Annotated in this window: 27 protein-coding genes and 1 riboswitch; of the genes, 11 read left to right on the forward strand and 16 right to left on the reverse strand. The window is 63.1% G+C overall.

All coding sequences use genetic code 11. The features are described 5' to 3' along the window. Nucleotides 1-51 precede the first annotated feature (51 nt). From ACIQTW_RS03935 to ACIQTW_RS03950, 4 genes are all read left to right on the forward strand, one after another. Nucleotides 52-762, forward strand: a complete 711-nt coding sequence (locus ACIQTW_RS03935) for a 3'-5' exonuclease (protein WP_402933909.1) — start codon at nt 52-54, stop codon at nt 760-762. 322 nt (nt 763-1,084) lie between these two features. After that, nucleotides 1,085-2,035, forward strand: a complete 951-nt coding sequence (locus ACIQTW_RS03940; RefSeq protein WP_402933912.1) for a transporter substrate-binding domain-containing protein — start codon at nt 1,085-1,087, stop codon at nt 2,033-2,035. A 12-nt stretch (nt 2,036-2,047) separates the two neighbouring features. After that, entirely contained in the window at nt 2,048-2,812 is a 765-nt protein-coding gene (locus tag ACIQTW_RS03945) for an amino acid ABC transporter permease (protein ID WP_402933915.1), read from the forward strand. Beyond that, nucleotides 2,809-3,546, forward strand: coding sequence for an amino acid ABC transporter ATP-binding protein (locus tag ACIQTW_RS03950; protein ID WP_017198579.1), 738 nt, complete (start codon nt 2,809-2,811; stop codon nt 3,544-3,546). The genes ACIQTW_RS03945 and ACIQTW_RS03950 overlap by 4 nt, the downstream gene beginning before the upstream one ends. 91 nt (nt 3,547-3,637) lie before the next feature. On the opposite strand, the gene ACIQTW_RS03955 is transcribed toward ACIQTW_RS03950, so the two are convergent. The 10 genes from ACIQTW_RS03955 to hemE form a co-directional block, all read right to left on the reverse strand. Beyond that, on the reverse strand, nt 3,638-4,924 hold the full coding sequence (locus tag ACIQTW_RS03955; protein WP_402933918.1) for a glycoside hydrolase family 3 N-terminal domain-containing protein: 1,287 nt from the start codon (nt 4,922-4,924) through the stop codon (nt 3,638-3,640). A gap of 111 nt (nt 4,925-5,035) precedes the next feature. Next, the gene (gene hemL / locus ACIQTW_RS03960; protein ID WP_402933921.1) at nt 5,036-6,355 is read right to left on the reverse strand and encodes a glutamate-1-semialdehyde 2,1-aminomutase; all 1,320 of its coding nucleotides are present in this window, start codon (nt 6,353-6,355) and stop codon (nt 5,036-5,038) included. A gap of 43 nt (nt 6,356-6,398) precedes the next feature. Then, nucleotides 6,399-7,478 carry an LLM class flavin-dependent oxidoreductase gene (locus ACIQTW_RS03965; RefSeq protein ID WP_402933924.1) on the reverse strand — a complete coding sequence of 360 codons (1,080 nt, stop codon included), beginning with the start codon at nt 7,476-7,478 and terminating at the stop codon, nt 6,399-6,401. Continuing rightward, entirely contained in the window at nt 7,478-8,458 is a 981-nt protein-coding gene (gene hemB, locus ACIQTW_RS03970) for a porphobilinogen synthase (RefSeq protein ID WP_402933927.1), read from the reverse strand. Before hemB ends, ACIQTW_RS03965 begins: the two co-directional genes overlap by 1 nt. Further along, complete coding sequence (locus ACIQTW_RS03975; protein WP_402933930.1) at nt 8,455-9,309, reverse strand: uroporphyrinogen-III synthase; 855 nt, start codon at nt 9,307-9,309, stop codon at nt 8,455-8,457. The genes hemB and ACIQTW_RS03975 overlap by 4 nt, the downstream gene beginning before the upstream one ends. 10 nt (nt 9,310-9,319) lie before the next feature. Next, nucleotides 9,320-10,318: a hydroxymethylbilane synthase gene (gene hemC, locus ACIQTW_RS03980; RefSeq protein ID WP_402933933.1), complete on the reverse strand. Its 999-nt coding sequence runs from the start codon at nt 10,316-10,318 to the stop codon at nt 9,320-9,322. Further along, nucleotides 10,315-11,538 (reverse strand): ferrochelatase, encoded by a 1,224-nt coding sequence (locus ACIQTW_RS03985; protein ID WP_402933936.1) that lies wholly within the window; start codon nt 11,536-11,538, stop codon nt 10,315-10,317. The genes hemC and ACIQTW_RS03985 overlap by 4 nt, the downstream gene beginning before the upstream one ends. Beyond that, nucleotides 11,535-12,236 carry a hydrogen peroxide-dependent heme synthase gene (gene hemQ, locus ACIQTW_RS03990; RefSeq protein WP_402933939.1) on the reverse strand — a complete coding sequence of 234 codons (702 nt, stop codon included), beginning with the start codon at nt 12,234-12,236 and terminating at the stop codon, nt 11,535-11,537. Before hemQ ends, ACIQTW_RS03985 begins: the two co-directional genes overlap by 4 nt. 72 nt (nt 12,237-12,308) lie before the next feature. Then, nucleotides 12,309-13,805: a protoporphyrinogen oxidase gene (gene hemG / locus ACIQTW_RS03995; protein ID WP_402933942.1), complete on the reverse strand. Its 1,497-nt coding sequence runs from the start codon at nt 13,803-13,805 to the stop codon at nt 12,309-12,311. A 5-nt stretch (nt 13,806-13,810) separates the two neighbouring features. Next, nucleotides 13,811-14,926: a uroporphyrinogen decarboxylase gene (gene hemE, locus ACIQTW_RS04000; protein WP_402933945.1), complete on the reverse strand. Its 1,116-nt coding sequence runs from the start codon at nt 14,924-14,926 to the stop codon at nt 13,811-13,813. Between the two features lie 158 nt (nt 14,927-15,084). Here hemE and ACIQTW_RS04005 point away from each other — a divergent pair, with 158 nt between their 5' ends. After that, the gene (locus ACIQTW_RS04005; RefSeq protein WP_402933948.1) at nt 15,085-16,407 is read left to right on the forward strand and encodes a glutamyl-tRNA reductase; all 1,323 of its coding nucleotides are present in this window, start codon (nt 15,085-15,087) and stop codon (nt 16,405-16,407) included. Nucleotides 16,408-16,467: 60 nt separating this feature from the next. Here the strand turns inward: ACIQTW_RS04005 and moeB are convergent, their stop codons facing one another. After that, the gene (gene moeB / locus ACIQTW_RS04010) at nt 16,468-17,670 is read right to left on the reverse strand and encodes a molybdopterin-synthase adenylyltransferase MoeB (RefSeq protein WP_402933951.1); all 1,203 of its coding nucleotides are present in this window, start codon (nt 17,668-17,670) and stop codon (nt 16,468-16,470) included. A gap of 6 nt (nt 17,671-17,676) precedes the next feature. Here moeB and ACIQTW_RS04015 point away from each other — a divergent pair, with 6 nt between their 5' ends. Genes ACIQTW_RS04015 through ACIQTW_RS04025 form a run of 3 tightly spaced genes read left to right on the forward strand, consistent with a single transcriptional unit; the run spans nt 17,677 to nt 19,027 of the window. Beyond that, the gene (locus tag ACIQTW_RS04015; RefSeq protein ID WP_017198592.1) at nt 17,677-18,411 is read left to right on the forward strand and encodes a TetR/AcrR family transcriptional regulator; all 735 of its coding nucleotides are present in this window, start codon (nt 17,677-17,679) and stop codon (nt 18,409-18,411) included. A gap of 50 nt (nt 18,412-18,461) precedes the next feature. After that, a complete protein-coding gene (locus tag ACIQTW_RS04020; RefSeq protein ID WP_011775412.1) occupies nt 18,462-18,686 on the forward strand; it encodes a DUF3107 domain-containing protein in 225 nt (74 codons plus the stop codon). A gap of 38 nt (nt 18,687-18,724) precedes the next feature. Beyond that, on the forward strand, nt 18,725-19,027 hold the full coding sequence (locus ACIQTW_RS04025) for a hypothetical protein (protein WP_402933954.1): 303 nt from the start codon (nt 18,725-18,727) through the stop codon (nt 19,025-19,027). A 74-nt stretch (nt 19,028-19,101) separates the two neighbouring features. Here the strand turns inward: ACIQTW_RS04025 and ACIQTW_RS04030 are convergent, their stop codons facing one another. The 4 genes from ACIQTW_RS04030 to thiO all read right to left on the reverse strand — a co-directional run bounded on the left by ACIQTW_RS04030 (nt 19,102) and on the right by thiO (nt 21,755). Then, a complete protein-coding gene (locus ACIQTW_RS04030; RefSeq protein ID WP_402933957.1) occupies nt 19,102-19,437 on the reverse strand; it encodes a 4a-hydroxytetrahydrobiopterin dehydratase in 336 nt (111 codons plus the stop codon). 13 nt (nt 19,438-19,450) lie between these two features. Beyond that, a complete protein-coding gene (locus ACIQTW_RS04035) occupies nt 19,451-20,248 on the reverse strand; it encodes a thiazole synthase (protein ID WP_402933960.1) in 798 nt (265 codons plus the stop codon). A 2-nt stretch (nt 20,249-20,250) separates the two neighbouring features. Continuing rightward, on the reverse strand, nt 20,251-20,487 hold the full coding sequence (thiS, locus tag ACIQTW_RS04040; protein WP_402933963.1) for a sulfur carrier protein ThiS: 237 nt from the start codon (nt 20,485-20,487) through the stop codon (nt 20,251-20,253). After that, on the reverse strand, nt 20,484-21,755 hold the full coding sequence (thiO, locus tag ACIQTW_RS04045) for a glycine oxidase ThiO (RefSeq protein WP_402933966.1): 1,272 nt from the start codon (nt 21,753-21,755) through the stop codon (nt 20,484-20,486). The genes thiS and thiO overlap by 4 nt, the downstream gene beginning before the upstream one ends. Then, a riboswitch (TPP riboswitch) is annotated at nt 21,748-21,866 on the reverse strand. (Overlaps the previous gene by 8 nt.) 27 nt (nt 21,867-21,893) lie before the next feature. On the opposite strand from thiO, the gene thiE reads away from it, so the two are divergent. After that, nucleotides 21,894-22,565 carry a thiamine phosphate synthase gene (gene thiE / locus ACIQTW_RS04050; protein ID WP_402933969.1) on the forward strand — a complete coding sequence of 224 codons (672 nt, stop codon included), beginning with the start codon at nt 21,894-21,896 and terminating at the stop codon, nt 22,563-22,565. A 30-nt stretch (nt 22,566-22,595) separates the two neighbouring features. On the opposite strand, the gene ACIQTW_RS04055 is transcribed toward thiE, so the two are convergent. After that, complete coding sequence (locus ACIQTW_RS04055; protein WP_402933972.1) at nt 22,596-23,264, reverse strand: ferritin-like fold-containing protein; 669 nt, start codon at nt 23,262-23,264, stop codon at nt 22,596-22,598. Nucleotides 23,265-23,305: 41 nt separating this feature from the next. Here ACIQTW_RS04055 and ACIQTW_RS04060 point away from each other — a divergent pair, with 41 nt between their 5' ends. Beyond that, nucleotides 23,306-24,790, forward strand: a complete 1,485-nt coding sequence (locus tag ACIQTW_RS04060; RefSeq protein ID WP_402933975.1) for an RNB domain-containing ribonuclease — start codon at nt 23,306-23,308, stop codon at nt 24,788-24,790. Nucleotides 24,791-25,067: 277 nt separating this feature from the next. Beyond that, nucleotides 25,068-26,768 (forward strand): DEAD/DEAH box helicase, encoded by a 1,701-nt coding sequence (locus ACIQTW_RS04065; RefSeq protein ID WP_402933978.1) that lies wholly within the window; start codon nt 25,068-25,070, stop codon nt 26,766-26,768. Nucleotide 26,769: the final 1 nt, after the last annotated feature.

The following is a 26,769-nucleotide window of genomic DNA, read 5'->3' on the forward strand; positions in this document are numbered from 1 at the left end:
GCAGGAGTGTCGTGCCCGAATAGTGTCGGACCCAGCCGGTAGCTTGAAGACATGAGCTCCTGGAACACCCTCTCCCGCGCCGCATTCGACCTCGAGACCACCGGGAAAAACTCACGGTCAGCACGGATCGTCACCGCTTCCATCACCGTCGTGGATGCCCGCGGAGAACTCGTCGCAGAGCACGAGTGGTTGGCAGATCCCGGTGTTGAAATCCCGCTCGAAGCCAGCGAAGTGCACGGCGTCACCACAGAGAAAGCCCGTGCAGAAGGCCGACCGGCCGCAGAGGTTACACGCGAGGTGGCTGGGGTACTCCAGGGACTGTTCGACGACGGCACTCCCGTCATTGCTTTCAACGCCAGCTACGATTTCACCGTATTGGCGGCCGAGTCCGCCCGCTACGGCGTTCCCCAGCTCAGCCGCTTCCCCGTGCTGGACCCCTATGTGATGAACAAGCAGGTGGACCGGTACCGCAAGGGAAAGCGCACCCTTACCGCTTTGTGCGAGGAATACGGCGTGGACCTGACGAACGCGCATACTTCCGCTGCGGACGCTCTCGCTACGCTCCGTGTGCTGGATGCCATGGCCGGCAAATTCCCCAAGTTGCAGATGCCGGCGTCCACGCTGCACCAGCTACAAGTAGACTGGGCTGCATCCCAGGCCGCTGATTTCCAGCAGTACTTGCGGCGCAGTAAGCCCACAGCGGTTATCGAGGGCGAGTGGCCGGTCCTTCCCCCCGAAGATGCAAGCCGGGGCGGCTTCTAGCCCCGGGAACAGGCGACTGCCCGTTTTTGCGACACAAGTCACAGCAATTTCGGGATCCACATTTTCAGGGGTGGCCGCCCGCAGATTCCACCCGAGGCTCTGCCGCCGGAATAGTCTGGACCCCGAAGAGCCACTGACGGGAATTTTCTTCGGCTTAATCGAGTGTAGGCAACCATTTCTTCGATTCACCGCACCTTAGATGGCTGGTGACATAATTAAGTTTGGCGGGTTGAAGTCTGCTAGGGCAGCCAACCTTCGTATTGCTGCCGCATTCCCCGCCCACCGCGAAACGTCTCCGTGACCCGATGAAAGTGATTTCTTCATGAAATTCAAAGCCCCTAAGTGGCTGTCTGTTGCCCCCGTGGCCGCAGCCTTGGTGATTTCCCTGGCAGCATGCGGCGGAGGAACCTCCGAGCCCAGCGGCTCCCCCACCGATGCCCTGGCCGGTAGCGACCAGAAGTCGCTGGACACTTTTACCACCGCTGACGTTACGGCGCTGGACAAGATCGACAAGTCCAAGCTGGGCCTCATCACCGACGGCACCCTGCGCGTGGGCACCCTTTCCGACGCCCCGCCGAATATCTTTATTGATCCTTCCGGTAAATTCACCGGCTATGACAACGAACTCCTGCGCGCCATTGGTGACAAGCTTGGGCTCAAGGTCGAGTTTGCGTCCACTGACTTCTCAGCGCTCCTGTCCCAGGTGGGCAACAAGCAGTTCGACGTCGGATCCTCCTCGATCTCCACCACGGACGCCCGCCGCAAGACGGTCGGCTTCACCAATGGCTACGACTTTGGCTACATGGCCATCGTGACCAAGAGCGACTCCAAAGTCACCGGCTTCGCCGACGTCAAGGAAGGCCTCCGCATCGGCGTTGTCCAGGGCACCGTCCAGGATGACTACATGACGAACACCCTCAAGATCGAACCTGTCCGTTTCCCTGACTACAACACGGTCTACGGCAACGTAAAGAACGGCCAGATCGACGCGTGGGTTGCTCCTTCGCAGCAGGCCGAAGGCCAGGTCAAAGACGGCGACAACACCAAAATCGCCGAGAAGGTTGTCAACACCCAGAACTTCACCGCTTACGCCGTGAACAAGGACAACCAGCCGCTGATCGACGCCCTGAACTCCGGCTTGGACGCGGTCATTGCCGACGGCACCTGGGCCAAGCTCACGGCCGAGTGGTACAAGGACCGTCCGACTGCCGCTGAGCAGACTCCCCAGGGCTGGAAGCCGGGCAGCAAGGCCGTCCAGCTGCCCGCCAAGTAACCAAGGCGTTCCATGGATATCCTCAATCAACTAGCCCAGACCTTCTTTGACTGGGAGGCAATGGGCGAAGTCATCCCCAAGATGTTCGCCGTGGGCCTGCCCAACACCATCGTTCTGGCTGTCGTCTCAGGCATCATCGGGACCGCCCTCGGGATGCTGCTTGCCCTGATGGGGATTTCCCGGAACGCAGCAGCACGGTGGGTAGCCCGCATTTACACAGACATTCTCCGCGGGCTCCCTCCGGTGCTGACCATCCTGGTGATCGGTTTCGGCTTTGGCCCGATTATTCGCGAACTGACGGGCTCCACCAGCCCCTACCCCATGGCCATCGCGGCGCTGTCCTTGATGTCCGGCGCGTACATCGGCGAGATCTTCCGTTCCGGCATTCAGAGCGTCGACAAGGGCCAGTTGGAGGCCACGCGTGCGTTGGGCTTCAGCTACGGCTCGTCCATGCGCCTTGTGGTGGTACCCCAAGGCATCCGCCGAGTACTTCCGGCCTTGGTCAACCAGTTCATCGCATTGATCAAGGAATCGTCGCTGGTCTTCATGCTTGGCCTCCTGGCAACAGAGCGTGAAATCTTTCAGATCGGTAAGGATGCAGCTGCCAACAGCGGCAACCTGTCCCCCTACGTGGCAGCAGCCATCTTCTACCTGGCGTTGACCATCCCGCTCACGCACTTCGTCAACTTCATTGACGCCCGCATGCGCGCTGGACGCCCCGAGAAGAAGGAACCGGACGAGGCAGCGGCCGTCGTAGGAAAAGGAGCGCAGGCATGAGTGAATTCGCATCAGGGACGTTGACGGCGAAAAACATCCACTTGTCGTTCGGCAGCAACCACGTGTTGCGGGGCATCGACCTGCACGTCGAGAAGGGCACCACGGCCTCCGTGATCGGCCCGTCAGGTTCGGGCAAGTCAACGCTGCTCCGTGTGATGAACCGCCTCATCGAGCCGGATCAGGGCGACATCCTGCTGGATGGACGTTCGGTCCTCAAGGACAACCCGGACGAACTGCGTCGCCGCATCGGCATGGTCTTCCAGCAGTTCAACCTTTTTCCACATAAGACGGTTGCTGAGAATATCTCGCTGGCACTGCGCAAACTCCGTGGCATGTCCAAGGAACAGGCCCGCGACGAGGCCTTGGCCCAGCTTGACCTGGTCGGGTTGAAGCACAAAGCCGACTCGCGTCCGGCCAATCTTTCAGGGGGACAGCAGCAGCGTGTGGCGATCGCCCGCGCTCTAGCCATGAAGCCTGAGGTCATGTTCTTTGACGAAGCCACCTCCGCGCTGGACCCGGAACTCGTCAAGGGTGTCCTCGCGCTCATGACGGATCTGGCCCAGGGAGGCATGACCATGGTGGTGGTAACCCACGAAATGGGATTCTCCCGCAACGTCTCGGACATCGTGACGTTCATGGACGCTGGAGTGGTGGTTGAATCCGGGCCTCCGGAGCAACTATTCACCAATCCGCAAACGGAACGCCTTCAGGGTTTCCTTTCGGACGTCCTCTAAGGACCCCTCTCAGCAGGACTACACCCGCTACAAAGAACCCCGCCCTTCAGCGAAGGCGGGGTTCTTTGCTGTTCTCACTGCCTTGGGGCCGCTATTGACCGGCCTTGACCCGCAGCACCGTAAGCGCGGCGGCGTCCACCTTAGCCCGGAAGTCAGGATCTGCCGTGGCCTTCTGTACCACCGCCTGGTGCATCGCCGGAATACTTGTGGGATCGGCACACACCAGCATGGTTCCGCCTGCGCCAAAGAAGTTCAGGGCACGCTCGGCATCGGACCATGCTTCCAATTGGGCTGCACTGCAGAGATCATCCGAAAGGACAATTCCCTTGAAGCCGGCGTCAGCACGGAGCATCGAGTCCATCACGATCGACGAGAACGGTGCAATGTTGGCGGCGTCGATCTTGTCGTAGTAGGCATTTGAAACCATGACCCACTGGGCGCCCGACTTGATGGCCGCGTGGAACGGCTCCAGTGCGGGATCGTTCCGTGTGGTGGCCGTGTCACGGACATCGCTTGTGACGTCCGTGTTGGGAACAACCCTGCCGAGCCCCGGGAAGTGCTTCACCACCGGCTCCACGCCAGCGTCCTTCATGCCCTCGGCAAAAGCATTGCCCAGCAACGAGACGTTGGCTGGGTCGTAGCCGTACTCCCGCTGAAACTGGCCGATGGGCGCATTGGAGGGTGCGAACTGTGGGCTGGTCACTGTATCCAAGACCGGCGCGAGGTTCACGTTGACGCCTACGCTGCTAAGTTCCTTCCCCCACGTTGCAGCGTCCGCGCGGAGTTTTTCCGCCCCCGACGACGCCTGGATCAGAGCCGTGGGAATGCTGGAGAACCCCGGACCGGAGAGAACCTGGACATATCCGCCTTCTTGGTCGGTCGCCACAAAAAGGGGTACTCCGCCAGTGGTGGCAGTAGAGACCGTGCCCGTCAGCGAAGACACAAGGGACGCCGTCGGGGCAGTTCCGGCCTTACTTCGTCCGCTCAGGTAAACATTGCCGGCATGATATTTCGTCAGTGCTTGCATGGTTCCAGGTTCCGCGCCGGTAGCCTTGGCCGCCACCATGAAAAGTTGTCCCACGCGCTGCTCCAGGCTGAGGGCGGCGAGTTGCTGCTCCGTAGTTGACGGCTGGCTTGGCGGAGGCGCTGGCGCAGCAGAAGGAGGCGTGGAAGGAACCGCGGACTGGGTAGCTAACGCCGGCGGGGTTGTGGGAGCGGGCGTTCCTGAAGGCGCAGAGGGAGCCACTGACGGCGTCCCCTCCGCGGAACTTTGGCCGGAGTTCGGTGTGCCACCGGCACAGCCGGCGGCAGTCACCATAAGGACTCCGGCGGTGGCGATGCTGACACTCAGTGATGCAATGGACGGGGACTTGCGCATGGTAAACCGTGAATTCGTTGGGGGTGGGTTTCCATCTACGAGCCTACCCCGGGACAAGCGACGATGCCCCGGACAACTGCTTCAAGCAATGGCCCGGGGCATCCTCAAAGACTAGGCCGTAGCGCCCGCTGCAGCTTTCGCTGCTGCCGGAAGGGCGTCGATAATACGGTTCATCGCGGCGTCGTCATGCGCAGCGGATAGGAACCAGGCTTCGAAGACCGACGGCGGAAGGTAAACGCCGGAGTCCAGCATGGAGTGGAAGAACGGCGCGTATCGGAAGCTTTCCTGCCGCTGGGCGTCGTCGTAGTTGTGCACGCCGTGGGCAGAGGTACCAAATGCAAGCGAGAACAGATTGCCCGCGCGCTGGATGGAGTGATCCACACCAGCGGCATCCAGCGCCGAGGACAGGGCGGCAGACAACTCCAGCGAACGGGCATCCACGTAGGCGTAGACCTCAGGAGTTGCGTTGGTCAACGTTGCCACACCGGCCGCCATGGCCACTGGGTTTCCGGACAGCGTACCGGCCTGGTAGACCGGGCCTACGGGAGCGAGGTAGTCCATGACGTCGGCACGGCCGCCGAGTGCAGCCGTCGGCATTCCGCCGCCGATGACTTTGCCGAAGGTGAGCAGGTCCGGAGCCCAGCCTTCCTGACGACCGGTCAATCCCCAGTAGCCGGCGTAGCCGGTGCGGAAGCCGGTAAGGACTTCGTCGAGGATAAGGAGCGCACCGTTTTCCTTGGTGATACGGGATAGGCCCGCGTTGAAGCCTTCGCCCGGGGTGACGACGCCCATGTTCGCCGGAGCCGCTTCCGTGATGACGGCAGCGATGTTTTGGCCGTGGGCAGCGAAGGCAGCCTCGACGGCAGCGAGATCGTTGTAAGGCAGAACCAGGGTCTCAGCTGCGGTGGCCTCTGTGACACCGGCAGAGCCGGGCAGTGCCAACGTGGCGACACCGGATCCTGCAGCCGCCAGCAGTCCGTCCAAGTGCCCGTGGTAGCAACCGGCGAACTTGATGATCAGGTTGCGGCCAGTAAAACCGCGGGCCAGGCGAACGGCCGTCATGGTGGCTTCAGTTCCGGTGGACACCATCCGCAGGCGTTCGACGGCGGACACCCGGTCCTTGACGATCGCGGCAAGGTTGGCTTCATCCGGTGTCGAGGCTCCGAAGGAAAGGCCCCGGTCCACAGCTGCGTGAACGGCGTCAAGCACGGCAGGGTGGGCGTGGCCCAACAGCGCCGGCCCCCAGGAGCAGACGAGGTCTACGTATTCCTTACCGTCGGCGTCCGTCAGGTAGGCGCCCTTGGCGGACACCATGAACTTCGGAGTGCCGCCCACTGATCCGAAGGCCCGCACCGGCGAGTTCACGCCGCCGGGCATCAGGGACCGGGCACGGTCGAAAAGCTGGTCGGACACAGGGGTGTTTGAAGTCATGGTTCCTATTCTTTCAGTGATTCAGGAGCGGCATGGCCGCCATCTAGGATGCTGCGGCCAGCAGCTCAGCAACCCGCGGGGCCACCTCGGTGCCGTAAAGCTCGATGCAGCGCATCATGGATTGATGCGGCAACGTTCCATTGCTGTATTTGAGGTCGAAGCGGTCCACACCAAGGTTCCGCTTGAGAAGGGCGATTTTCTGCGCCACAGTTTCGGGGGAACCAACGTAGAGGGCACCCTCAGGGCCGCACATGGCATCAAACTCGCCACGGTTGCCTGGGCCCCAGCCACGCTCGGCGCCGATCCTGTTGCGCTGCTCCAGCCAATGCGGAAAGAGTTCCTCGCGGGCGGCCTCGTCCGTGTCGGCTATGAATCCGGGCGAGTGAGTTGCTATCTGCCGCATCGGATGGCCGTACTTGGCCATCGCTTCACGGTAAAGGTTAACCAATGGCGCGAAGCGGCGCGGCTCTCCTCCAATGATGGCGAAGATGATGGGGTAACCATATTCGGCACAGCGCAGCACGGACTCAGGTGTACCTCCCACGCCAATCCAGGCCGGCAGCAAGTGATGCTGCAGTTTGGGGTATACCTGCAGCCCATTCACGTTGGGCCGTGTGCGCCCCTCCCAATGAACCGGTTTCTGCGCGCGGACCTTATCGAACAACTCCAGTTTTTCCTCGAACAGGACTTCGTAGTCCGCCAGGTCCAAACCAAACAGCGGGAACGACTCCACGAACGAGCCCCTGCCGAGCATCACCTCAGCCCTGCCGTTGGACAACGCATCCACGGTGGCGAAGCGCTGGAAAACCCGGATCGGATCATCGGAGCTGAGCACGGTAACGGCCGAGCCCAAGCGAATCCGCGAGGTCACTGTGGCTGCCGCTGCAAGGAAGACCTCGGGCGCGGACACGGCGAAATCGCGGCGGTGATGTTCGCCCACACCAAAGGCATGGATTCCGACGGCGTCAGCCAGTTTCGCTTCCTGGAGCAACTCGCGCAGGACGCGGGCATGCTCCTTGGGGTTCCCATCGGCATCCACACCGGCGTCGCCGAAAGTGTTCAGGCCGAGCAGGATCTCGTGGGCCCCCACAGGAGCGGTGGGGTCGGAGGAAACGGATGTCATTAGGACTCCTTCAGCCAGCCTGCCAGTTCGGAGGCCCAGTAGGTCAGGACGGTGTCGGCTCCGGCACGCTTGATGCCGAGGACGGACTCGGTGATGGCACCGCGCCTGTCGATCCAGCCGTTGGCTGCGGCCGCTTCGATCATGGCGTACTCGCCCGAGATTTGGTAGGCCGAGACCGGCACCGGGCTCATGGCAGCGACGTCGGCCAGGATGTCCAGGTAACTCATGGCCGGCTTGACCATCACCATGTCGGCGCCTTCTTCGAGGTCCAGCTCAACTTCCAAGATGGCCTCCCGACGGTTGGCCGCGTCCATCTGGTAGGTCCGGCGATCGCCCTTGAGTTGCGAATCCACGGCCTCACGGAACGGGCCATAGAACGCTGACGCGTACTTAGCCGCATAGGCAAGAACGGCGGTGTTCCGGTGTCCGGATTCTTCCAGTGCTTGACGGATCACCGCGATCTGGCCGTCCATCATTCCCGAGGGGCCCAGCACATGGGCTCCGGCGTCGGCCTGCGCTACAGCCATCCGGCCGTAGATCTCCAGCGTGGCGTCGTTGTCCACATAGCCATCGGAATCAAGGACGCCGCAGTGGCCGTGGTCCGTGAATTCATCGAGGCAAACGTCGCCCATGATCACCAGGTCATCGCCCACCTCGGCCTTGACGTCACGAATGGCCTTGTTAAGGACGCCTTCAGGATCCAACGAGGCGGTGCCTTGCGCATCACGTACCGCAGGCACGCCGAAAAGCATGATGCCTCCGACGCCCAACTCCACGGCTTCGGCGGCGGCCCGCTTCAGGGACTCGGTGGTGTGCTGGACGACCCCCGGCATGGAACTGATGGGGCTCGGTTCAGTGAGTCCCTCCCGGATGAACGCCGGAAGGATCAGGTCCGCGGGCGCCAGGCGGGTCTCGGCGGTGAGCCTGCGCATGGCGGGAGTTGTGCGCAAGCGGCGGGGACGATGGTTCGGAAAGCTCATTGCGGGTTCCCTTCGTTGGCGAAAATAGATTCCAAGGCGGCCACAATGCCGTCCGGGGTTGGTTCTTTGGCTGTGACTGCAACGGTGAGGCCGATCCGCGAGGCCTCTGCCGCCGTCGGACGTCCAATGGCGACGAAGCGGCAGGTGCCCAATGCCGGAAATAGCTGGGCGATGCGGCGTGCAGCGCTGGGAGAAGCAGCCACTACGGCGTCCACGGTTCCGGCATCGAGTGCGGTCCGTGCCTGTTCCGTGCTGAGCGTCGGCGGAACGTCAAAGGCGGAAAGCACGACGCCGGAGGGAAGTTCCGCTGAAAGGCGAAGTTCGGCACGGGCCGGGTAATCGACCGTGTGATAGGCGACAACGGCGGTCACGTCCGCCCCGGCAGCGGCCAGGCCTTCCCGCAGGCGCGGCGAGGCTATGTCAGCCTGAGGCAGGAAAACCCGTCCGCTGGACGCGTCCCACACAGCAAGCAAACCCTCGGCCGACTGGACGTCCGCAGGCGCCAAGGCGACAGGGAGGCCAACGGATTCAATGACCTGACGGGAGGAGGGACCGATGGCGGCCACCTTCGTGCCGGCTGGGACAAGATCCGCCAGGGCAATGCCCCGCTGAGCAGCTTTGTCCAACAAAACCCGCACAGTGGTGATGCTGCTGATCACCATCCAGTCGAAGTCGCCAGCCACTAAACGTTCCAAGGCGGCGTCAAGGGAAACTTGGTCCCCCGCCTTCTCAAAATCGATGAGCGGCAGCACCAGTGGCTCCGCTCCCAAACCGCTCAAAAGCGACGCCAGAGGACGCGCACGGTCGGCGGTCCTGGTAATCAGGACGCGCCGACCGGTCAGCCCGCTCAATTCATGCGTCTCAGGACGCCGCAAGGTCCGCGATCTCCGCGGCGCCGGCAGCGAGCAGGAGCTCCGCCACTTCGATGCCGAGCAACGTGGCTCCGACTTCCGTGAGACCGTCGGTGGCTTTCTTCTCGCGCACAGTCTTGGTGCCATCCACGGCACAGACCACTGCTTCAAGGTGCAGCATGCTGCCCTTGCGGAAGGCGTAGGCACCCACAGGAGCTGCACATCCGGCTTCAAGCCTGGCCAGGACTGCACGCTCGGCCGTGACGGCGAGGCGGGTGTCGTCGTCGTTAAGCGCCGCAAGGGCCTGAGCGAGCACCCCGTTTGACCCTTCGCTGGAACCCGCCAAACGCGGGGCATCGTTGGTCCGGCATTCGATGGCCAAGGCGCCCTGTCCGGGAGCGGGCAGCATGACATCGGATTCGAAGAACTCGCTGACAGTGTCCAGGCGGTCCATGCGCTCCAAGCCCGCAGCGGCCAGCACCACGGCGTCGAGGTCGCAGGACTTGCCCGGAACAACTTCATCGGTGGTGTTTCCCGGCAGTCCCGGGACACGGCCAAGGCGCGTGTCCACGTTTCCGCGGATATCGAGTACCTCAATGTCCGGACGTGCAGCCCGTAGTTGAGCGGCCCGCCGTGGCGAGCCTGTGCCTACTTTGGCGCCGCCTGGCAGCTCGGCAAGAGTCATACCGCCGCGTGCACAGAGAACGTCACGGACATCCACCCGCTTGGGTGTTGCGGCGATGCTCAGGCCAAGTGCGGCCCCCGTCGGCAGGTCCTTCAGGGAGTGCACGGCGACATCACAGGTCTCAGCGAGCAAGGCATCCCGCAGGGCAGCAACGAACACACCCGTACCGCCCATCTGGGAAAGGGATCCGGTTTTTACGTCGCCCTCGGTCTTGATGTGCACGAGCTCCACCGGGAAGCCGCCGACGGCGGCCAACTGGTCCGCAGTTTGCTGCGTCTGCGTCAGGGCAAGTTTGCTCGCCCTGGTGCCGATGCGAACAGTCACTTGGCGGCCTCCGGAGCGGGGTAAGCGTCGTGGCCGATACCGATACCGGCGCCAACTTCGGAGATGACGGGTTTTGCCCCGCGGAAGTTCTCGCAGCAGTTGGGACGGCACACGTCGTACCAGGGGCCAAGGTCCGTAACGTGGGGACGCTCGGCGATGTTGTTTTCCACCGTGCGTTCGCAGATCAGGTCCACCAAGCCGGACACGAAAGCCGCGTGCGTACCCGGGGTGGGCACACGCGTGGCCTCGATGTTCAGGTTCTTGCAAGTCTCCAGAGCCTCGGTGTCGAGGTCCCAGGCAACTTCCATGTGGTCGCTGACAAAACCAAGGGGAACAATGACCACACCGCGGACGCCTTCCGGAGCGATCTCCTCGAGGTGGTCATTGATATCAGGTTCCAGCCAGGGAATGTGCGGTGCGCCCGAGCGGGACTGGTACACGAGGTCCCAAGCCACGTTAGGTGCTACAGCGTCCATGATGGCTTTGGCGTTGGCAAGGTGCTGTGCAGCGTAGGCGGAACCTTCAGCAAATTCGCGCGGTTCGTCCTCGGACTTGCCTGCGGCCTCTGCATCCCGGGTAGGAATGGAGTGGGTGGCGAACAGCACTCGAATTTTCGAATCCGGGTCGGCTTCGCCTGCTGCGGCGAGCTTCCCACGGATCTCCTCCAAGCCGGCGGCAGTTCCCTCGAGGAAGGGCTGGACTACTCCGGGGTGGTCAAAGTACTGGCGGATCTTGTCCACTTCAAGCTTGCCGTCCAAACCAGTTTCGGTCAGCGCAATACCAATGTCCTCGCGGTACTGGCGGCAGCTGGAGTAACAGGAGTAGATGCTGGTGGTGAGCATCAGGAGCCGGCGGTGTCCGGCGTCGTAAGCGTCCTGCAGGACCGGCGCGATGTACGGGTCCCAGTTCCGGTTTCCCCAGAGGACCGGCAATTCGATGCCGCGCTGTGCGAGTTCGGCCTCGATCGCGGCCTTCAGCTCGCGGTTCTGTTGGTTAATGGGGCTGATTCCACCAAACGCCCGGTAGTGGTGCGAGACCTCTTCGAGGCGCTCATCCGGGATGCCGCGACCCCGGGTGACATTGCGCAGGAAGGGAATGACGTCTTCCTGGCCTTCAGGACCACCAAAGGATGCGAGCAGCACGGCGTCGTACCGCTTGGGTTCCTGCCGCCCACGCTCAGTGATGGCGTTCGGTGCTGTGGAGACAACGGGCTGGGTCATGCCAGGACCTCTGCAATCTCGGCAGCCGTGACGCGGCGACCGGTGTAGAAGGGGATTTCTTCGCGAACGTGGTGGCGCGCTTCGGTGGACCGCAGGTGACGCATCAGGTCTACGAGGTCCACCAGTTCAGGTGCTTCGAGCCCGAGGATCCATTCCCAGTCGCCCAGGGCAAACGAGGAGACAGTGTTGGAAATGACCTGCGGGAATTCGCGCCCAAGAAGGCCATGGTCGCGGAGCATCTTGCCGCGCTCGTCCGTGGGCAGCAGGTACCACTCGTAGGAACGCACAAATGGGTAGACGCAAAGCCAGGTGCTGGGCTCGACGCCGCGGGCATAGGCCGGCACGTGGCTCTTGGAGAACTCGGCTTCGCGGTGCACGCCCATGGCGGACCAGACGATGTCTGTACCTGCGAAGAGCTTGCTGCGGCGGATGGCGCGGACGGCGGATTGCAGGTCCTCCGGCTTGGGCCCATGGAGCCACACCATGATGTCAGCATCCGAGCGCATGGCCGAGACGTCGTAGCTGCCCCGGAGGATCACGCCGCCCTCCGCGAGCTTCTCCGCGAGGGCTTCGAATTCCTGTGCAGCATCGCCGCTGCGCAGGACGTCGGCCGAGCGCTTGAAGACCGTCCACAGCGTGTAGAACTGTTCTTCGGTTTCAGCAGTTTTAGTGACAGATTCGGCAAAAGTGTGGCTCATGGTTCAAGTTTGCCCCGCGCCAGCCCCTAAGTCGAAACGGATCAGTTCTACAAGCCGTAGAAGTGATGTAAATCACAAACCAGGCGGTCCGTCGGCTCGTACGGCGGCGAGTTGCGCCCGCGTATCAGCCACTACCGCGGCAAGGCCGTTTCCGGCCAACCAGCCACCCACCAGGGTGAGTCCGTCGGCCGTGGCGCACACCTGGCGGACTTGCGCCACACGCTGTTTATGACCGACGGCGGCGAACGGCAAGGCACCCGCCCACCGCACCACATCCCAATCAACGATGTCCGTCTGCGATATGGGAACGGTCAGCAGCGCGGAAGCATCCTCCAAAGCTGCGGCCAGCAGCGATTCATCATCGAGGACAACATCCCTGCCTCTGCCGGCTTCTTCGCGCCGACCGTAGGAAAGACGCAAAACGTGCGTGCCAGGACCGGCCTCATCAGCCAGCCAGTCCCACTTGGCCGTTGCATGCGTTAGTGCCTTAGCCTTGATCCCCGGCGTTTCAGGTGCCACCAGGATTCCTGTCCCCCGCGGCCTGCCGTCGAGCTGGGGCAAGTCCACCACCATCGTCACAAGACTCACCAGCGGCCCGGGAGCCGGGCGGAGGCCGGACAGCTCAGGCACGGACTTCTCCAGCAGCGCAACAGCGGCCGGACCGTCAAGCGCAACCACCAGCCTGCCGGCGTCGTACGTGGCATCGCCCGCGGTGACCCGCCAGCCATCCTGCGTCTTCACGACGTCGTCGGCGTGTTGACCCGTGAGCAACTCGACCCCACGTTCCCGAAGGTCCGCCACGAGCGCGTCCACAAGGGTGTTCATTCCACCCTTCAAGCCCGCGACGGCGGAACCCGCCTTAGCCGGTCCGGAGGCACCTCCGGACGCGCTTCCGGAACCGGCCGGGGATCCCTTGGCAGCTTTTCGTTGAGCCGCAACAGCTGCAGCCAATGAGCCTTGGGCGCGGATGCCCGCGCGCAGCCCGGGGGCCACCATGTCAACATCCAACAGGGCAGGGTCGGCCGAGTGAACGCCACCCACTACGGGGGAAACAAGCCGTTCAAGAACTTTTTTGCCCATGCGGGCACGGACCAAAGAGGAAACGCTGGTGACGTCTGAGGACGTTCCAACGGAGGCCGGGAGCCACCGATCCATGGAGGCCCTGATGGCTCCGGCGAGGCCCAAAGAACGCCGCACCTCGGGGTCCCAAGGGTTCGCTGGAATCCCAAGCACTCCAGTTTTGGGGAGCTCTTGCGGCCCGTCCGGCAGCTGCACCCAAGCGCCGCCCGGGTGCGGAGCCACGATCCTATCCGCCAGTCCAAGTTCACGTGCAAGGTCGGCTACGGCTGTGGACCGCGTGGCGAACGATTCCGCTCCGCTGTCCAAGCGCAGCCCGGCAACAACGTGGCTGCCCACGCAGCCGCCCCAGGCCTGGCTTGCCTCAAGGACAGTAACCGCAGAACCGGCCGCGGCCAGTTCCCGTGCGGCGATCAGGCCCGAGATCCCACCGCCCACTACGACGGCGGTTGGTCCTGCTGCTGCTTTGGGCGTTGTGTGCCCCCCGCGCATTGTTCCTACTCCGTGGGGATGGAGTGAATGAGCTCCACGACGCGGGTCAGCACTGTTGGGTCCGTTTCGGGAGGAACTCCGTGGCCAAGGTTCAGTACGTGGCCCGGGGCATGGGAACCGGCGGCGATGACTTCGCGGACGTGGGCTTCAAGGACCTCCCACGGAGCAGACAGAAGAGCGGGGTCGATGTTGCCCTGAAGCGGCACAGTGCCACCGAGCCGACGGTTTGCCTCGTCCAAGGGCAGCCGGTAGTCCACGCCCACGACGTCCACTCCGACGTCGCGCATGGCAACCAGCAGTTCGGAGGTGCCGGTGCCAAAGTGGATCAGCGGCGCCCCAAGTCCACGAACGTGGTCAAGCGCGCGGGTGGATGCCGGCGCCACGTACTTGGTGTAGTCGGCCAGGCCCAGCGATCCGGCCCAGGAGTCGAAGAGCTGCGCTGCCGAAGCGCCTGCCTCAAGTTGGGCCTGGAGGAACATGCCGGAGGTATCGGCAGCCCAGTTGGCCAACGCGGCCCAGGTCTCGGGATCCGCATGCATCATGGTCCGCGGGCCGAGGTGGTCACGCGAGGGCTTCCCTTCAACCATGTAGGCAGCGAGCGTGAAGGGCGCACCGGCAAAGCCGATGAGCGGGGTCTTTCCCAGCTCGGCAGCCGTCAGGCGGACGGCTTCACGGATGGGCTCCAGCGCTTCCCACGTCAGCGTGGGCAGGGCAGCAACGTCGGCTGCTGTCCGGACTGGCTTATCCAGGACGGGTCCCACGCCGGGGACGATGTCCACACCGACACCGGCGAGCTTCAGCGGAATGACGATGTCCGAGAAGAAGATGGCGGCGTCCACATCGTGGCGGCGGACAGGTTGGAGGGTAATCTCGGCGGCGAGTTCCGGGCGAAGGCAGGAGTCCAGCATGGCTACGCCCTCGCGCACCTTCAAGTACTCCGGAAGGGAACGGCCAGCCTGGCGCATGAACCACACCGGCCTGCGGGAGGGCGTGCCGCCGCGGTATGCCGTAATCAGCGGCGAGTCCGAGGTCCGACCGTCCTTCAGCGGGTGGTTGGCGTCGAGGGTTCCCGCCGGGGCGTTGGAGGCCGTACTGTTGGATGCTGCCGCGCTAGAAGTCATGCTTTCGATTGTGCCGAAAATCCGGGGCAAAAGATAACGACAAGCTGTCACGTCGCGCCCCGCCCGGGCCGTTGTGGCCGGGATCACTCGCCTGCGTGTGGATCACCACGGCGCCACATTGTTCTACCGGGCTACGAAAAAGCTATGATTGGGGTGCTGTGGTTCTTTTCTCATTGGTGGCTACACACGCCGACATCGACCTCGAAACTGTCGCTCAGTTGAGCAACGGTTCCTCTGAGCTTGCCTCGGCAGCCCTGACCGACTCTTCTGTGGTCTCCGGAGCCGTGGTCCTCGCAACGTGCAACCGCTACGAGGTTTACGGCGAGACCGCTAACGGCGCTGACCTTGAGGCAGCCCGCTCCGCCCTCGTTTCACAGATCAGTGAACTCAGCGGGCTCAATGAGCAACTCGTCTCCCGCTCGTTTGCCACCCACACCGGCCCTGACGTTACCCGGCACCTCTTCGCTGTGAGCGCCGGACTGGATTCAGCCGTCGTGGGTGAGCGTGAAATTGCAGGCCAGGTTCGCCGGGCACTGATCACCGCCCAGCAGGAAGGCACCGCCAGCTCCGGACTCGTACGTCTCTTCCAAGCGGCCTCCAAAACCGCCAAGGATGTTGGTGCGCAAACCGCCCTCGGCTCCCGTGGGCTTTCGATCGTGTCTGTCGCGTTGGACCTGGCCACAGACCTCGCCGAGAACGACGATTGGTCCACGAAGAAAGTGGTCGTCTTCGGAACCGGGGCCTACGCCGGCGCTACCATGTCACTTCTCCGTGAGCGCGGCTGCACGGATGTTTCCGTTTATTCTTCATCCGGCCGCGCCGAAGGCTTCGTCGCGACCCGCGGTGGAACAGCACTCGACGCCGACACTCTTCCCGCTGCTGTTGCCGCAGCTGACGTCATGATCGGCTGCAGCGGCTCCGACAACCGGGTGGAGGCCGCAGACCTCGCCCGTGTCCGGGAAAATTCGGGCAAGCCTTTGATTGCGATCGACCTCGCCCTCACCCATGATTTCGATCCCGCAGTGGGCGAACTCGACGGCGTAGAACTCCTGACGCTCGAATCCGTTCGGCTCGCGGCGCCCCAGGAACAAGCGGAGTCACTCTCGCAGGCCAGCGCAATCGTCAACGGTGCCGCGACGTCATTCGAGTCCGAACGCGAAGCCCGCTCCGTGGATACCGCCATCGTGGCGCTCCGCCGCCACACCATGAACGTCCTGGACGCGGAGATGGAAAAAGTTCGCGCCCGTCACGGCTGTACTGCCGCTGCCGAAGAGGTGGAGTTCGCCCTGCGCCGAATGGTCAAGCAACTCCTGCACATCCCCACCGTCCGGGCGCGTGAACTGGCAGCAAACGGCCAGCAGGACGACTACGTTGCCGCGCTTGAGGCCCTCTACGGCATCCAGGTGGAACAGCCCCAGGCTGTAGCCCCGGCCGCCGAGTGCCCGGTGGATCACGAGCAACTCCGCTCCGAAAGCGCCTAGCCGCCAGATTGCCGCCCACCGGTCAGTCGGGTCGCGTTGGCTGGGCACCCACTACTCCGCCTAGTAGACGGGCTTCTCCGGTTCCACATCCCGCACCCAGGCGAGGATACCGCCGTCGAGATGGCTGACGCGGGTATAGCCCGCCTTCCGTGCCGCTTCCAAGACTGCAGCCGAGCGCGTCCCGGCCTTGCAGTGGAACACTATGTCCTTGTCCTGCGGCAGCTCTACCCACGCCTCGCCGGAGAGAATGCGGCCCTGCGGAATGAGGCGCGAGCCATCGATGCTCACGATGCTGTGCTCTCCGGACTCACGGACATCCACGAGTTCGAAGTCCCGCTCCCCCAGCTCCCGTTCGGCCAGCATCCCGGCGAGTTCCTTGGCCGTAACAGTGTGAGCCTGATCCGTGGCCGCCGGTGGCGTCACGCCGCAGAAGGCTTCGTAGTCGGTCAGTTCCGTGATGGGTTCCGCTTCCGGATCCTTGGAGACCCTAATCTCCCGCCAGCTTCCGCCAAGGGCGTCAAAGAGCGCCACGCGGCCGAGCAAAGAACGCCCGACGCCGGTGATCAACTTCACGGCTTCAGTCACCATGAGCGATCCAACCGCTGCGCACAGCATGCCGAACACACCGCCCTCACCGCAGGACGGCACAGACCCGGCGGGAGGCGCCTCCGGGTAAAGATCCCTGTAGGTGGGCCCGTGTTCAGCCCAGAAGACGCTCACCTGGCCGTCAAAACGGAAGATGGAGCCCCAGACATAAGGCTTGCCGAGGATGGCAGCGGCGTCGTTCACAAGGTACCGCGTGGCAAAGTTGTCGGCACCGTCCAGGATGAGGTCATATTGCGCAAACAGCTCCAAGGCGTTGGAAGAGTCGAGCCGCATGTCATGCAGGACCACGTTGACCAAGGGGTTGAGCTCTGCAATGGCATTACGCGCGGATTCGATCTTGGGCGTACCCACGTCCTTCACACCATGGATGACCTGTCGCTGCAGGTTGCTGAGGTCCACCACATCGTCGTCCACAATGCCAAGGGTGCCCACGCCGGCGGCGGCCAAGTAGAGCAATGCCGGTGACCCAAGGCCTCCGGCGCCGATGACGAGGACCTTGGCGTTCTTCAGCCTGCGTTGGCCCAGGGCGCCAATTTCGGGAATGATGAGATGCCGGGAGTACCGTTCCACCTCGGCCGGCGTGAGTTGCGCGGCGGGTTCGACGAGGGGCGGCAGGACAGCGGGCGCAGCAGTGTGGGCAGCAACAATTGAGGCCATACCCCAATGTATGCCTGCAGATGCCGCCCGGTCATATTACCCCCCGGTAGAGTAGTCATAACTGCAAAGGAAAGGCGGCAGACTGTGGCTGACGGCACACGGGCAAACGATGGAGCACCGGCCAAGCTGGAACGGGCAGGTACAACGCGTTCACCAAGGTTGCCGCGGGACGAGCGCCGCGCGCAGTTGCTGAACGCGGCGTTGGAAGTTTTCGTCTCCAACGGCTTCCACGGGGCGGCCATGGACGAAATCGCGGAAGCCGCCCATGTGAGCAAACCAGTGCTTTACCAGCACTTCCCTTCCAAGCGCGAGCTTTATATGGCTCTCTTGGACAGCCACTTGGCAACTTTGACGCAGCTGATGCTCGACGCCTTGAACTCCACCACGGACAACAAGGAACGCGTCAAGGCCGTCATGCGCGCCTATTACAGGTTCATCGCCGACGACGACCAAGCCCACCGCCTGGTCTTCGAGTCGGACCTCATCAACGACCCCGACGTCAGCTCGCGTTTGGAGACTTTCAACAAAACGTTCGCGGACGCCGTGGCGCACGTGATTGCGGAGGACACCAAGCTGCCCCCGCTTGAAGCGCAGCTCCTTGGGCGTGGGTTGGCCGGAATGGCGCAGGTCAGCGCCCGTTATTGGCTTGAAACGGATGGAAATCTGGACCTCGATGTGGCCAGCGATCTGATCTATCGTTTAGCTTGGCGCGGAATCAGTCGTTTCCCCAAAGAGTCCTAGGCTACAAATAGAGGACTGACTTAACCCTTGATTGGCTTGGAGGCCTTGCTGTGGAAGTAAAGATCGGCATTCAGAACGTTGGCCGTGAGATCGTGCTCGAATCCGCTTTGGATGCCGACGCGGTTGCCAAGATCGTGGCCGAGGCCGTAACCAAGGGCTCCGAACTCCGCCTGACGGACGAAAAGGGCCGCCAGATCATCGTTCCGGGCAACGTCCTGGGCTACGTGGAGATCGGCGCCGAGGAAGTCCGCCGTGTAGGCTTCGGCGCCCTCTAGCTTAATCTCCACGTTTCGTCGTCCGCTAAGGAGTTTTTATGCTTTCTCTCGTCGTGGTGGTTCTGGCCACCATTGCCACCGGATTCATCGTGTGGGCCAACGACAAGCGGCACGGAAAATACGGGATCGCTCTGCCGGCCGGCGTCTCAGCAACTGTCGGCACGTTGAGCTGGATCGCATTCATCAGCGCCGGATTGGGCTACCAGCCGGGCGCGACATGGATTCCGTGGGTCCTGCCAATTGCGCTCGGGACTGCCGCAGCGGTTGCCGTGGTGCTCTTCCTGGGCCGGACCCGAACGAAGCACGACACTGCGGCGCTCACCAAGGCGCTGCGGCTTTAGGCCTTAAGCCCCCGAGACGGCAGTTAACACCAATGGTCGAGCTTTGGATTGGTGTTAACTGCCATCTCGGCGCTTCAGGTTGGCGGATACCGCTCAGGCTGCGCGGCTGCACCTATCCTTGCGGCCGCTTCGCTCACAGCGGTGGCAGCGGCAACGTCACGTTTCGTCACTTGGCCGCCCGCATCGTGGGTTACGTAGCGGAGAAAAACCCTGTTGTAGCGCCACTCCAGATCCGGGTGGTGATTTTGATCCTCCGCGATCCCTCCAACCGCGGCAATGAGCGCAAGCGCGTCCGCCGCCGTCGAGGTTTTATAAACAGTCACCAAGCCACCCTGGTACTTCCAGTCCGGAAGGTCCCCGAGGGCATCGTTGACGGCTGCCTCGGTCAGTTGCTCGTCCGTACCTGCCATGACTGCTCCTTCATCAGAGGAACTCTGCCCGGCCCTCCATCGCCGAGGATGCGAGTGCGTGCTCCCGCCGCGGAATCCGGCCCGCCTGCTTGGCCAGCCTACCGGCGATCACGGCGTGTTTGAAGGCCTCGCCCATCTGCACCGGGTTTTGCGCGCGCGTTACGGCGGTGGCAAGCAGAACGGCGTCGCAACCCAATTCCATGGCGAGGGCAGCATCGGAGGCTGTGCCGATCCCCGCATCGAGCACCACGGGCACGGAGGCCCGGGACACAATGAGCTCAATGTTGTGCGGATTGAGGATGCCAAGGCCGGTCCCGATGGGCGAACCCAAGGGCATGACGGCTGTTGCACCCAGATTCTCGAGCCTGAGCGCCAGTACGGGATCGTCATTGGTGTAGGCGAATACCTTGAAGCCGCGGTTCACCAACTGCTCCGTTGCATCCACCAGTTCCACGGCGTCGGGAAGGAGTGTGTGTTCGTCCGCGATGACTTCCAGCTTCACCCAATCGGTCTCAAGTGCTTCCCGAGCAAGCTCGGCAGTCATCACGGCGTCCTTGGCCGTGAAACAACCAGCAGTATTGGGCAGCACGCGGATGTTATGGTCCACCAGCAGTTGGAACAGGGAGCCCGTTTCGGCGGGCGAATAGCGGCGCATCGCCACTGTGGTGAGTTCGGTTCCCGAAGCCAGGAGCGCTGATCCCAAGCCATCGAGGCTCGGCGCGCCTCCAGTACCCATGATGAGGCGGGAACCAAATTCGACGCCGTCGATCACCAGAGCGTCGGTGCGGACGTCAACGTTTGCTGTTGTCATGATTAGCCTCCCTGGACTGCTGTTACGAGTTCGAGTTCGTCTCCGTCGGCGAGCGCTGTCACGGACCATTGGCTGCGTGGCACTACCTCGGAATTGCGTGCGACAGCGACTCCCAGCTTGCCGCCGTCGGCCGCTTGTCCGCGGGCGTCCAAGGCGCGACCGGTGACGGCTGTGACGAGGGTACTGACGGATGCTTCGTCAGAGACTGCGTGGTCGGTTCCGTTCACTTTAATGTTCATGCTGTTTCCTTGGTGGTGGTTCGTCCTGCTGGTGTGAGTGCTCGGGCAACAGGGGCGTTGCTCTCGAAACGATGGGGCATAAAGGGGACCCATCGGGGGTCCGCTGAGCCACTAACCATGAGTTCCCCCACGATCTTGGCGGCCACGGGAGTCAGGAGGACTCCGTGGCGGAAGAATCCCGTGGCGATCACCAGGCCCTCGATGTCGGCGTTGGAAGCACCGACCCGCCCGAGCAGCGGGGCGTTGTCCGGAGTTCCGGGCCGGGCGCGGGCGGTTGCTTCAAGGAGTTCCAGTTCAGCCACTGCGGGGACCAATACTTGGGCGTCCCTCAGCAATTGGTAAACGCCACCCGCCGAGACCGCGTTGGAAGAGGCTGACAACCCGTCTTCGCGTTGCGTCGCTCCTATCACCACAGTTCCGTCGTCCCGGGGCACGATGTAGACAGGTACTCCACGAACCATTCCGCGAATCGTTGATGTGACCAAGGGGCGCAGGTGATCGGGGACGCGGAGCCGGAGGATGTCACCATAGACCGGCCTTACCGGAAGGCTCAGACCATCAGGGAGACCGGACAACCTGGACGCGCCCAGCCCGTTGGCCACCACGGTCTCTCCGGCGAGCACATAGACTCCTGATTCAAGCTCCACTCCTGCGACCCGCCCGCCTTCCCACAGCAAACCGTGCGCCCTGGAAGCAACGGCGAATCCGTCCTCGGCTCCCGATACCCAGGAACTGTCATCTGGCGAATGGGCTGCGAGTCCTGCCAAGAGGCATGCCGCGAGTCTTCTCGGATCGACTTGGTGGTCGGCAGGAATGTCAAAAGCGCAGGAGATCTGCGGACTGAGGAGCGGCTCCCGTTGCCTCGCGTCCCGCAGAGCGAGAGGTTCGACTCCCAAGCCGGCGGCAAGCTGGACCGACCTTAGGTCAGCAAGCGCCCGGCGGTCGGCTGCGTCGGCACCCACGGCGAGGGTCGGCGTCGTGCGGTATCCGCTGTCCTCTGAGCCTCGATGCAGTCCGTCCACAAAAGAGGGCCACAGCTGGGAAGACTCAAGCATTAGGTCAAGAAGATCTTCTTCCTGGTAATGGAGTTCGCTGACGGGTGCAAGCATGCCGGCCGCTGCGAAGGACGCGCCGGAAGCGGGCGTGGGGTCGATCAGCGCAACTGAACGGCCCAATCGTCGGGCTTCGTGAGCGATGCCGAGGCCTATGACGCCGGCACCAATGACGGCAACGTCTGCATGAAGAGGGGTATGGCGGGGATCTGCCATTTGTTTCCTTCCCTACGCCGGTACTAGCCGGATCAGGTCAAGCGGTCGGCGCTGAAGCCCTCTCAGCCGGACAGTCATATGACGAATGTCGCGGCTCCCGCAGTACGAGCCCAGTTTAGAGGAACTACTCTGGTTCCCATGACTCAGCCTGACGCTCTTGCCTCCGCCCGCCTCTACCTGTGCACAGATGCCCGCAAGGAGCAGGGCGATTTTGAGGACTTTGTGGACGCCGCTTTCGAAGGCGGCGTGGACATCATCCAACTCCGCGACAAGACCCTGGAAGCTGCCGAGGAACTGGAGATGTTGGCCGTCCTGCGGAGCGTCGCACAACGTCACGGACGGCTTTGGGCGGTCAACGACCGGGCCGATGTTGCCAGCATTTCCGGGGCTCCCGTGTTCCACATCGGGCAAAAGGACCTGCCCCTGACGGCCGCCCGGACACTCCTGCCGAACGCCACCGGCATAGGACTCTCCACCCACACAACAGAACAAATCGATGCAGCTGTGGCCACTTCCCGAGGGCCCTTGGGACTGGACTATTTTTGCGTGGGCCCAGTGTGGGCAACACCCACCAAACCCGGCCGCGCTGCTGTCGGTTTGGATCTGGTCACATATGCCGCAGAAGCGGTCAAGCGTTCAGCCGACGGTGTGACCCTCCCGTGGTTCGCCATTGGCGGCATCGACCTCAGCAACGTTGAACAGGTTGTGAAAGCGGGTGCCAGCCGGATCGTGGTGGTCCGGGCCATCACAGCGGCAACGGACCCGACGGCGGCGGCCAAGTCGCTGCTGGAAGCTTTGGATACCGTCTAGGGAAGTCGGAGGTACCGCGCGATCCGCGGGCTAGGCGGTCAGGCCGAGGCCAATCATCCGGCGGGCATGCTTATCAGCGAGCTCCGTCGTAAGCCTTTTCACCGCAGCACGCGCGTCCCCGCCGCTTTTCAGCATTGGCCCCAGCAAGGGATGTTCCATGCCCACGCGCTGCGCCTGCGTCAACGCTTCCCCCACCAGGCGGCGGCCCCACAGCGCCAATCGGGAAGCGAGGCGCGGGTCATCTGCCAAGGCCCGCCTGAGCAGGACGCGGAGGACGTCCGTTGCCTGATCGGGGGAAGCGACGCGCTCAACGAAGTGCTGCGTTGTCGGGTCGAGGAACATCGAGACAGCCCTATAGAAATCTGATGACACGGTATCGATGACATAGGCCTTCATCACGGATTCGAACCAGTCCCCCGGCTTGGTGCGCTCGTGGAAGTGATCGAAGGAGCGCTGAAACGGCAGCATCGCATGTTCGGGGTCCAGGCCCATCTCCGACAGGCGGTCATTGAGGAGGGCAAAGTTTCCGTAGGCCCCGACTGCGATCTTCGCGAGCACAGACCTGTCGTGAAGCGTGGGTGCGTGGCGGGAATCCAGCGCGAGCCGCCCAAAGGCGGACAGTTCGCCATACGCCATGGCTCCGAGCAACTCCGCTGAGAGTTGCCCGGCATAGGCTGCGCGGTCCGGGGAAGTGCCCATGATCCAAGACTATCGGCCCATTTCGGGCTAACCTGATTTTCGTGTCACATCATCGGATTGCGCCCAACGTCGACGACTCGTCGGACCAGCTCGCCGCGGCCCTTGCTGCCCTGAGGACAGAGCTGGAACTCCCTGGCGAGTACCCGGCAGAAGCTGTGGAAGAGGCACAGGAAGCGGTGAAGGCCCTTGAGTTGCCCGCCCAGGACCTGCGGGACATTCCTTTTGTGACCATCGACCCCGCGACGTCCACCGATCTGGACCAGGCTCTGTTCATTGAACGGGCCGGTGACGGATACAAGGTCCTCTATGCCATCGCCGATGTGCCGTCCTTTGTGGCGCCAGGCGGCGCACTTGATGCCGAAACGCGTCAACGCGGGCAAACATTCTACGCTCCTGACGGCCGGATCCCACTGCATCCGGAGGTCATCAGTGAGAACGCGGGAAGCCTGCTGGCCGAGCAGGACTGCAGTGCTTTCGTCTGGGATTTTGACCTGGACGCGGAAGCTGAAGTTTTGGCCGTCACCGTTGCCCGTGCGACAGTGCGCAGCAGGGCCAAACTAAGCTACAAGGGCGCCCAACAGCAGATCGACGACGGTACCGCCCCTCCCGTTCTTCAACTCCTCAAAGAAGTGGGACTAAAGCGCGTCGAACTCGAGCGGCAGCGGGGCGGCGCAAGCCTCAACATGCCGGAGCAGGAAATAGTCCAAGCGACCGACGGCGGCGGGTACAGAATCGCCGCGGCACCCTCCCTGCCGGTTGAGGACTGGAACGCGCAGATCTCCCTCATGACAGGCATGGCCGCCGCTCAGATGATGCTCGACGGAAAAGTGGGCATCCTGCGCACCATGCCTGCACCTGATGACCGGTCGCTGCTGCATTTCAAGCGGCAGACCACTGCCCTCGCCAAACCCTGGGACGGACAAGTCAGCTACGGCGAATACCTGCGGACACTGGACGCATCCGATCCCAAACAGCTGGCCATCCTGCATTCGGCCGGCACGTTGTTCCGTGGTGCAGGTTACACGCCCTTTGACGGCGATGTTCCCGCCAATGTGATCCAAGCAGCCATCGGCGCTCCCTATGCCCACACCACAGCACCCTTGCGACGCCTCATCGATCGTTTTGTCCTGGTGATTTGCGAAGCCCTCAGCAATAACCACGAGATCCCGGCGTGGGCGCGTGAAGCCCTCCCCTCGTTGCCAGAGATCATGGCAGCCTCGGATCAGTTGGCCGGACGCCTCGAGCGCGCGGCACTGGACACCGTGGAAGCGGCGCTCGTGGCCAACCATATCGGCCAGGAATTCGAGGCCGTGGTCATTTCCGGGTCCAAGCCCTCCAACGGAGCCGCCAGGGGAAACGGGAATGGCAATGGAAACGGCAACGGACCCTTTGGCGTCGTGCAAATCGCAGACCCCGCTGTTACGGCCCGGTGCGACGGAGAGATGGAGTCCGGAACCAAGGTTCGGGTCCGCCTGCTGAAGGCTGATATCGCCAGCCGTGAGATCAGGTTCCAGTTGCTGCCCTGAAGCCGTTCATCCGGCGATCCGGGCTTTCCGGCCCCCAGAGGATAGACTGGGCTTGTAGTAATGGATGCCCGGTCGTTGATTCAGTTAATTTTTGAACTCAACAAGCCCGCCCCTACGCGATCTTGAGATGTACCAACTGGTCACCAGTGCCAGTACTTAGATAGCCCGCGATCGGCTTCCACTGGACTTGCTTGCGCGCCCGTTCGTGCTCCGGTACGGCTCCGCCGCCGCCGTTGAGCATGCAGCGCCAATGCCCAAATGAATAAGGAAACTCCCTGTGAGTGAATTGCATACCCACGAAGTCCTGACGGACTCCACCGGAACCGAATCAATCGAACCCGAGGAAACGATCATCTCGGATGAGACGCCCCACGAGATCGAAGAAAAGTCGTTCGCAGACTTCAACGTCCGCCCCGACATCGTTGAGTCCTTGGCTGACGCCGGGATCACGCACCCCTTCCCCATCCAGGCAATGACCCTGCCGGTCGCCCTGAGCGGCCACGACATCATTGGCCAGGCTAAGACGGGTACCGGAAAGACCTTGGGATTCGGCATTCCCGCCCTCCAGCGCGTAGCCGGCCGCGACGACGCCGGATACGAAAAGCTTGCTGTCCCAGGCGCACCCCAGGCCCTGGTCATCGTCCCCACGCGTGAACTCGCCGTGCAGGTTGCCAACGATCTCCAGACCGCTTCGCGCAAGCGCAATGCCCGCATCGCCACCATCTATGGTGGCCGCGCGTACGAGCCGCAGGTTGATGCCCTGCAGAAGGGCGTCGAAATCGTAGTCGGCACACCCGGCCGCTTGATCGATCTGTACAAGCAGAAGCACCTGAGCCTCAAAAACGTCAAGATGGTCATCCTTGACGAAGCCGACGAAATGCTGGACCTCGGCTTCCTCCCCGACGTCGAGACGCTGATCGCCGGCACCCCCGCCGTTCGGCAGACGCTTCTCTTCTCGGCGACGATGCCCGGCCCCGTCATCGCAATGGCCCGCCGCTACATGACCCAGCCCACCCACATCCGGGCGGCTGACCCGAACGATGAAGGCCTCACCAAGCGCGACATCCGCCAGCTCATCTACCGTGCACACAGCATGGACAAGACCGAGGTTGTGGCCCGCATCCTGCAGGCCCGCGGACGTGGCCGCACCATCATCTTCACCAAGACCAAGCGGACCGCGGCGAAGGTTGCCGAGGAACTCGTTGACCGCGGCTTCGCAGCTGCAGCCATTCACGGCGACCTTGGCCAGGGTGCCCGCGAGCAGGCGCTCCGCGCGTTCCGCAACAACAAGGTTGATGTCCTGGTGGCCACCGACGTCGCAGCCCGCGGCATCGACGTCGATGATGTCACCCATGTCATCAACTACCAGTGCGTCGAAGACGAAAAGATCTATCTTCACCGTGTTGGCCGCACAGGCCGCGCAGGAAACAAGGGCACGGCCGTCACGTTTGTTGACTGGGACGACATGCCTCGCTGGGGCCTGATCAACAAGGCCCTGGGACTCAGCGTTCCCGAGCCCGTAGAAACGTACTCCTCCTCGCCGCACCTCTACTCCGATCTCGACATCCCCGAGGGCACCAAGGGCCGTCTGCCGCGCAACAAGCGCGTCCTCGCCGGCGTCGACGCTGAAGTCTTGGAAGACCTGGGCGAGACCGGTAAGAAGAACGGCCGCTCCGGCGGTTCAGGCCGCGATGGCGGACGAGACAGCAAGCGCGACGGCGGCCGTGGCCGCTCCGGCAGGTCCAATGACGCCGAGTCCAGTGAATCCAAGGGTGAGAGCGGCCGCAACCGTACGCGCCGCCGTCGTACTTCTGATGGCGAGGCAGCCCCCGCTGCCGGCGCCTCGGAGACCCGCACCGCCACCGCGGACAATGCGGAGAAGCCGTCACGTACGCGTCGGACCCGCACTCGTCGTCGCAACGGCGAAGTGGTGTCCGGTGAGACCGCAGCTGCCCAGTCCGGCAGCACCGAGGCCTAAA

Origin of the sequence: Paenarthrobacter sp. NPDC090517 (assembly GCF_044769165.1) — a bacterium.
Classification (GTDB): Bacteria; Actinomycetota; Actinomycetes; order Actinomycetales; family Micrococcaceae; genus Arthrobacter.

Coding starts and splice junctions, on each gene's coding strand:
- ACIQTW_RS04015 (WP_017198592.1), top strand. CDS start 17,677: ATGTATGCCTGCAGATGCCGCCCGGTCATATTACCCCCCGGTAGAGTA.
- ACIQTW_RS03965 (WP_402933924.1), bottom strand. CDS start 7,478: ATGACATCCGTTTCCTCCGACCCCACCGCTCCTGTGGGGGCCCACGAG.
- ACIQTW_RS04025 (WP_402933954.1), top strand. CDS start 18,725: ATGCTTTCTCTCGTCGTGGTGGTTCTGGCCACCATTGCCACCGGATTC.
- hemL (WP_402933921.1), bottom strand. CDS start 6,355: ATGACTTCAAACACCCCTGTGTCCGACCAGCTTTTCGACCGTGCCCGG.
- ACIQTW_RS04055 (WP_402933972.1), bottom strand. CDS start 23,264: ATGGGCACTTCCCCGGACCGCGCAGCCTATGCCGGGCAACTCTCAGCG.
- ACIQTW_RS03945 (WP_402933915.1), top strand. CDS start 2,048: ATGGATATCCTCAATCAACTAGCCCAGACCTTCTTTGACTGGGAGGCA.
- hemG (WP_402933942.1), bottom strand. CDS start 13,805: ATGCGCGGGGGGCACACAACGCCCAAAGCAGCAGCAGGACCAACCGCC.
- ACIQTW_RS03955 (WP_402933918.1), bottom strand. CDS start 4,924: ATGCGCAAGTCCCCGTCCATTGCATCACTGAGTGTCAGCATCGCCACC.
- ACIQTW_RS04030 (WP_402933957.1), bottom strand. CDS start 19,437: ATGGCAGGTACGGACGAGCAACTGACCGAGGCAGCCGTCAACGATGCC.
- hemQ (WP_402933939.1), bottom strand. CDS start 12,236: ATGAGCCACACTTTTGCCGAATCTGTCACTAAAACTGCTGAAACCGAA.
- ACIQTW_RS04035 (WP_402933960.1), bottom strand. CDS start 20,248: ATGACAACAGCAAACGTTGACGTCCGCACCGACGCTCTGGTGATCGAC.
- hemB (WP_402933927.1), bottom strand. CDS start 8,458: ATGAGCTTTCCGAACCATCGTCCCCGCCGCTTGCGCACAACTCCCGCC.
- moeB (WP_402933951.1), bottom strand. CDS start 17,670: ATGGCCTCAATTGTTGCTGCCCACACTGCTGCGCCCGCTGTCCTGCCG.
- ACIQTW_RS03935 (WP_402933909.1), top strand. CDS start 52: ATGAGCTCCTGGAACACCCTCTCCCGCGCCGCATTCGACCTCGAGACC.
- thiO (WP_402933966.1), bottom strand. CDS start 21,755: ATGGCAGATCCCCGCCATACCCCTCTTCATGCAGACGTTGCCGTCATT.
- thiE (WP_402933969.1), top strand. CDS start 21,894: ATGACTCAGCCTGACGCTCTTGCCTCCGCCCGCCTCTACCTGTGCACA.
- ACIQTW_RS03985 (WP_402933936.1), bottom strand. CDS start 11,538: ATGACCCAGCCCGTTGTCTCCACAGCACCGAACGCCATCACTGAGCGT.
- ACIQTW_RS03950 (WP_017198579.1), top strand. CDS start 2,809: ATGAGTGAATTCGCATCAGGGACGTTGACGGCGAAAAACATCCACTTG.
- hemE (WP_402933945.1), bottom strand. CDS start 14,926: ATGACTTCTAGCGCGGCAGCATCCAACAGTACGGCCTCCAACGCCCCG.
- thiS (WP_402933963.1), bottom strand. CDS start 20,487: ATGAACATTAAAGTGAACGGAACCGACCACGCAGTCTCTGACGAAGCA.
- ACIQTW_RS03940 (WP_402933912.1), top strand. CDS start 1,085: ATGAAATTCAAAGCCCCTAAGTGGCTGTCTGTTGCCCCCGTGGCCGCA.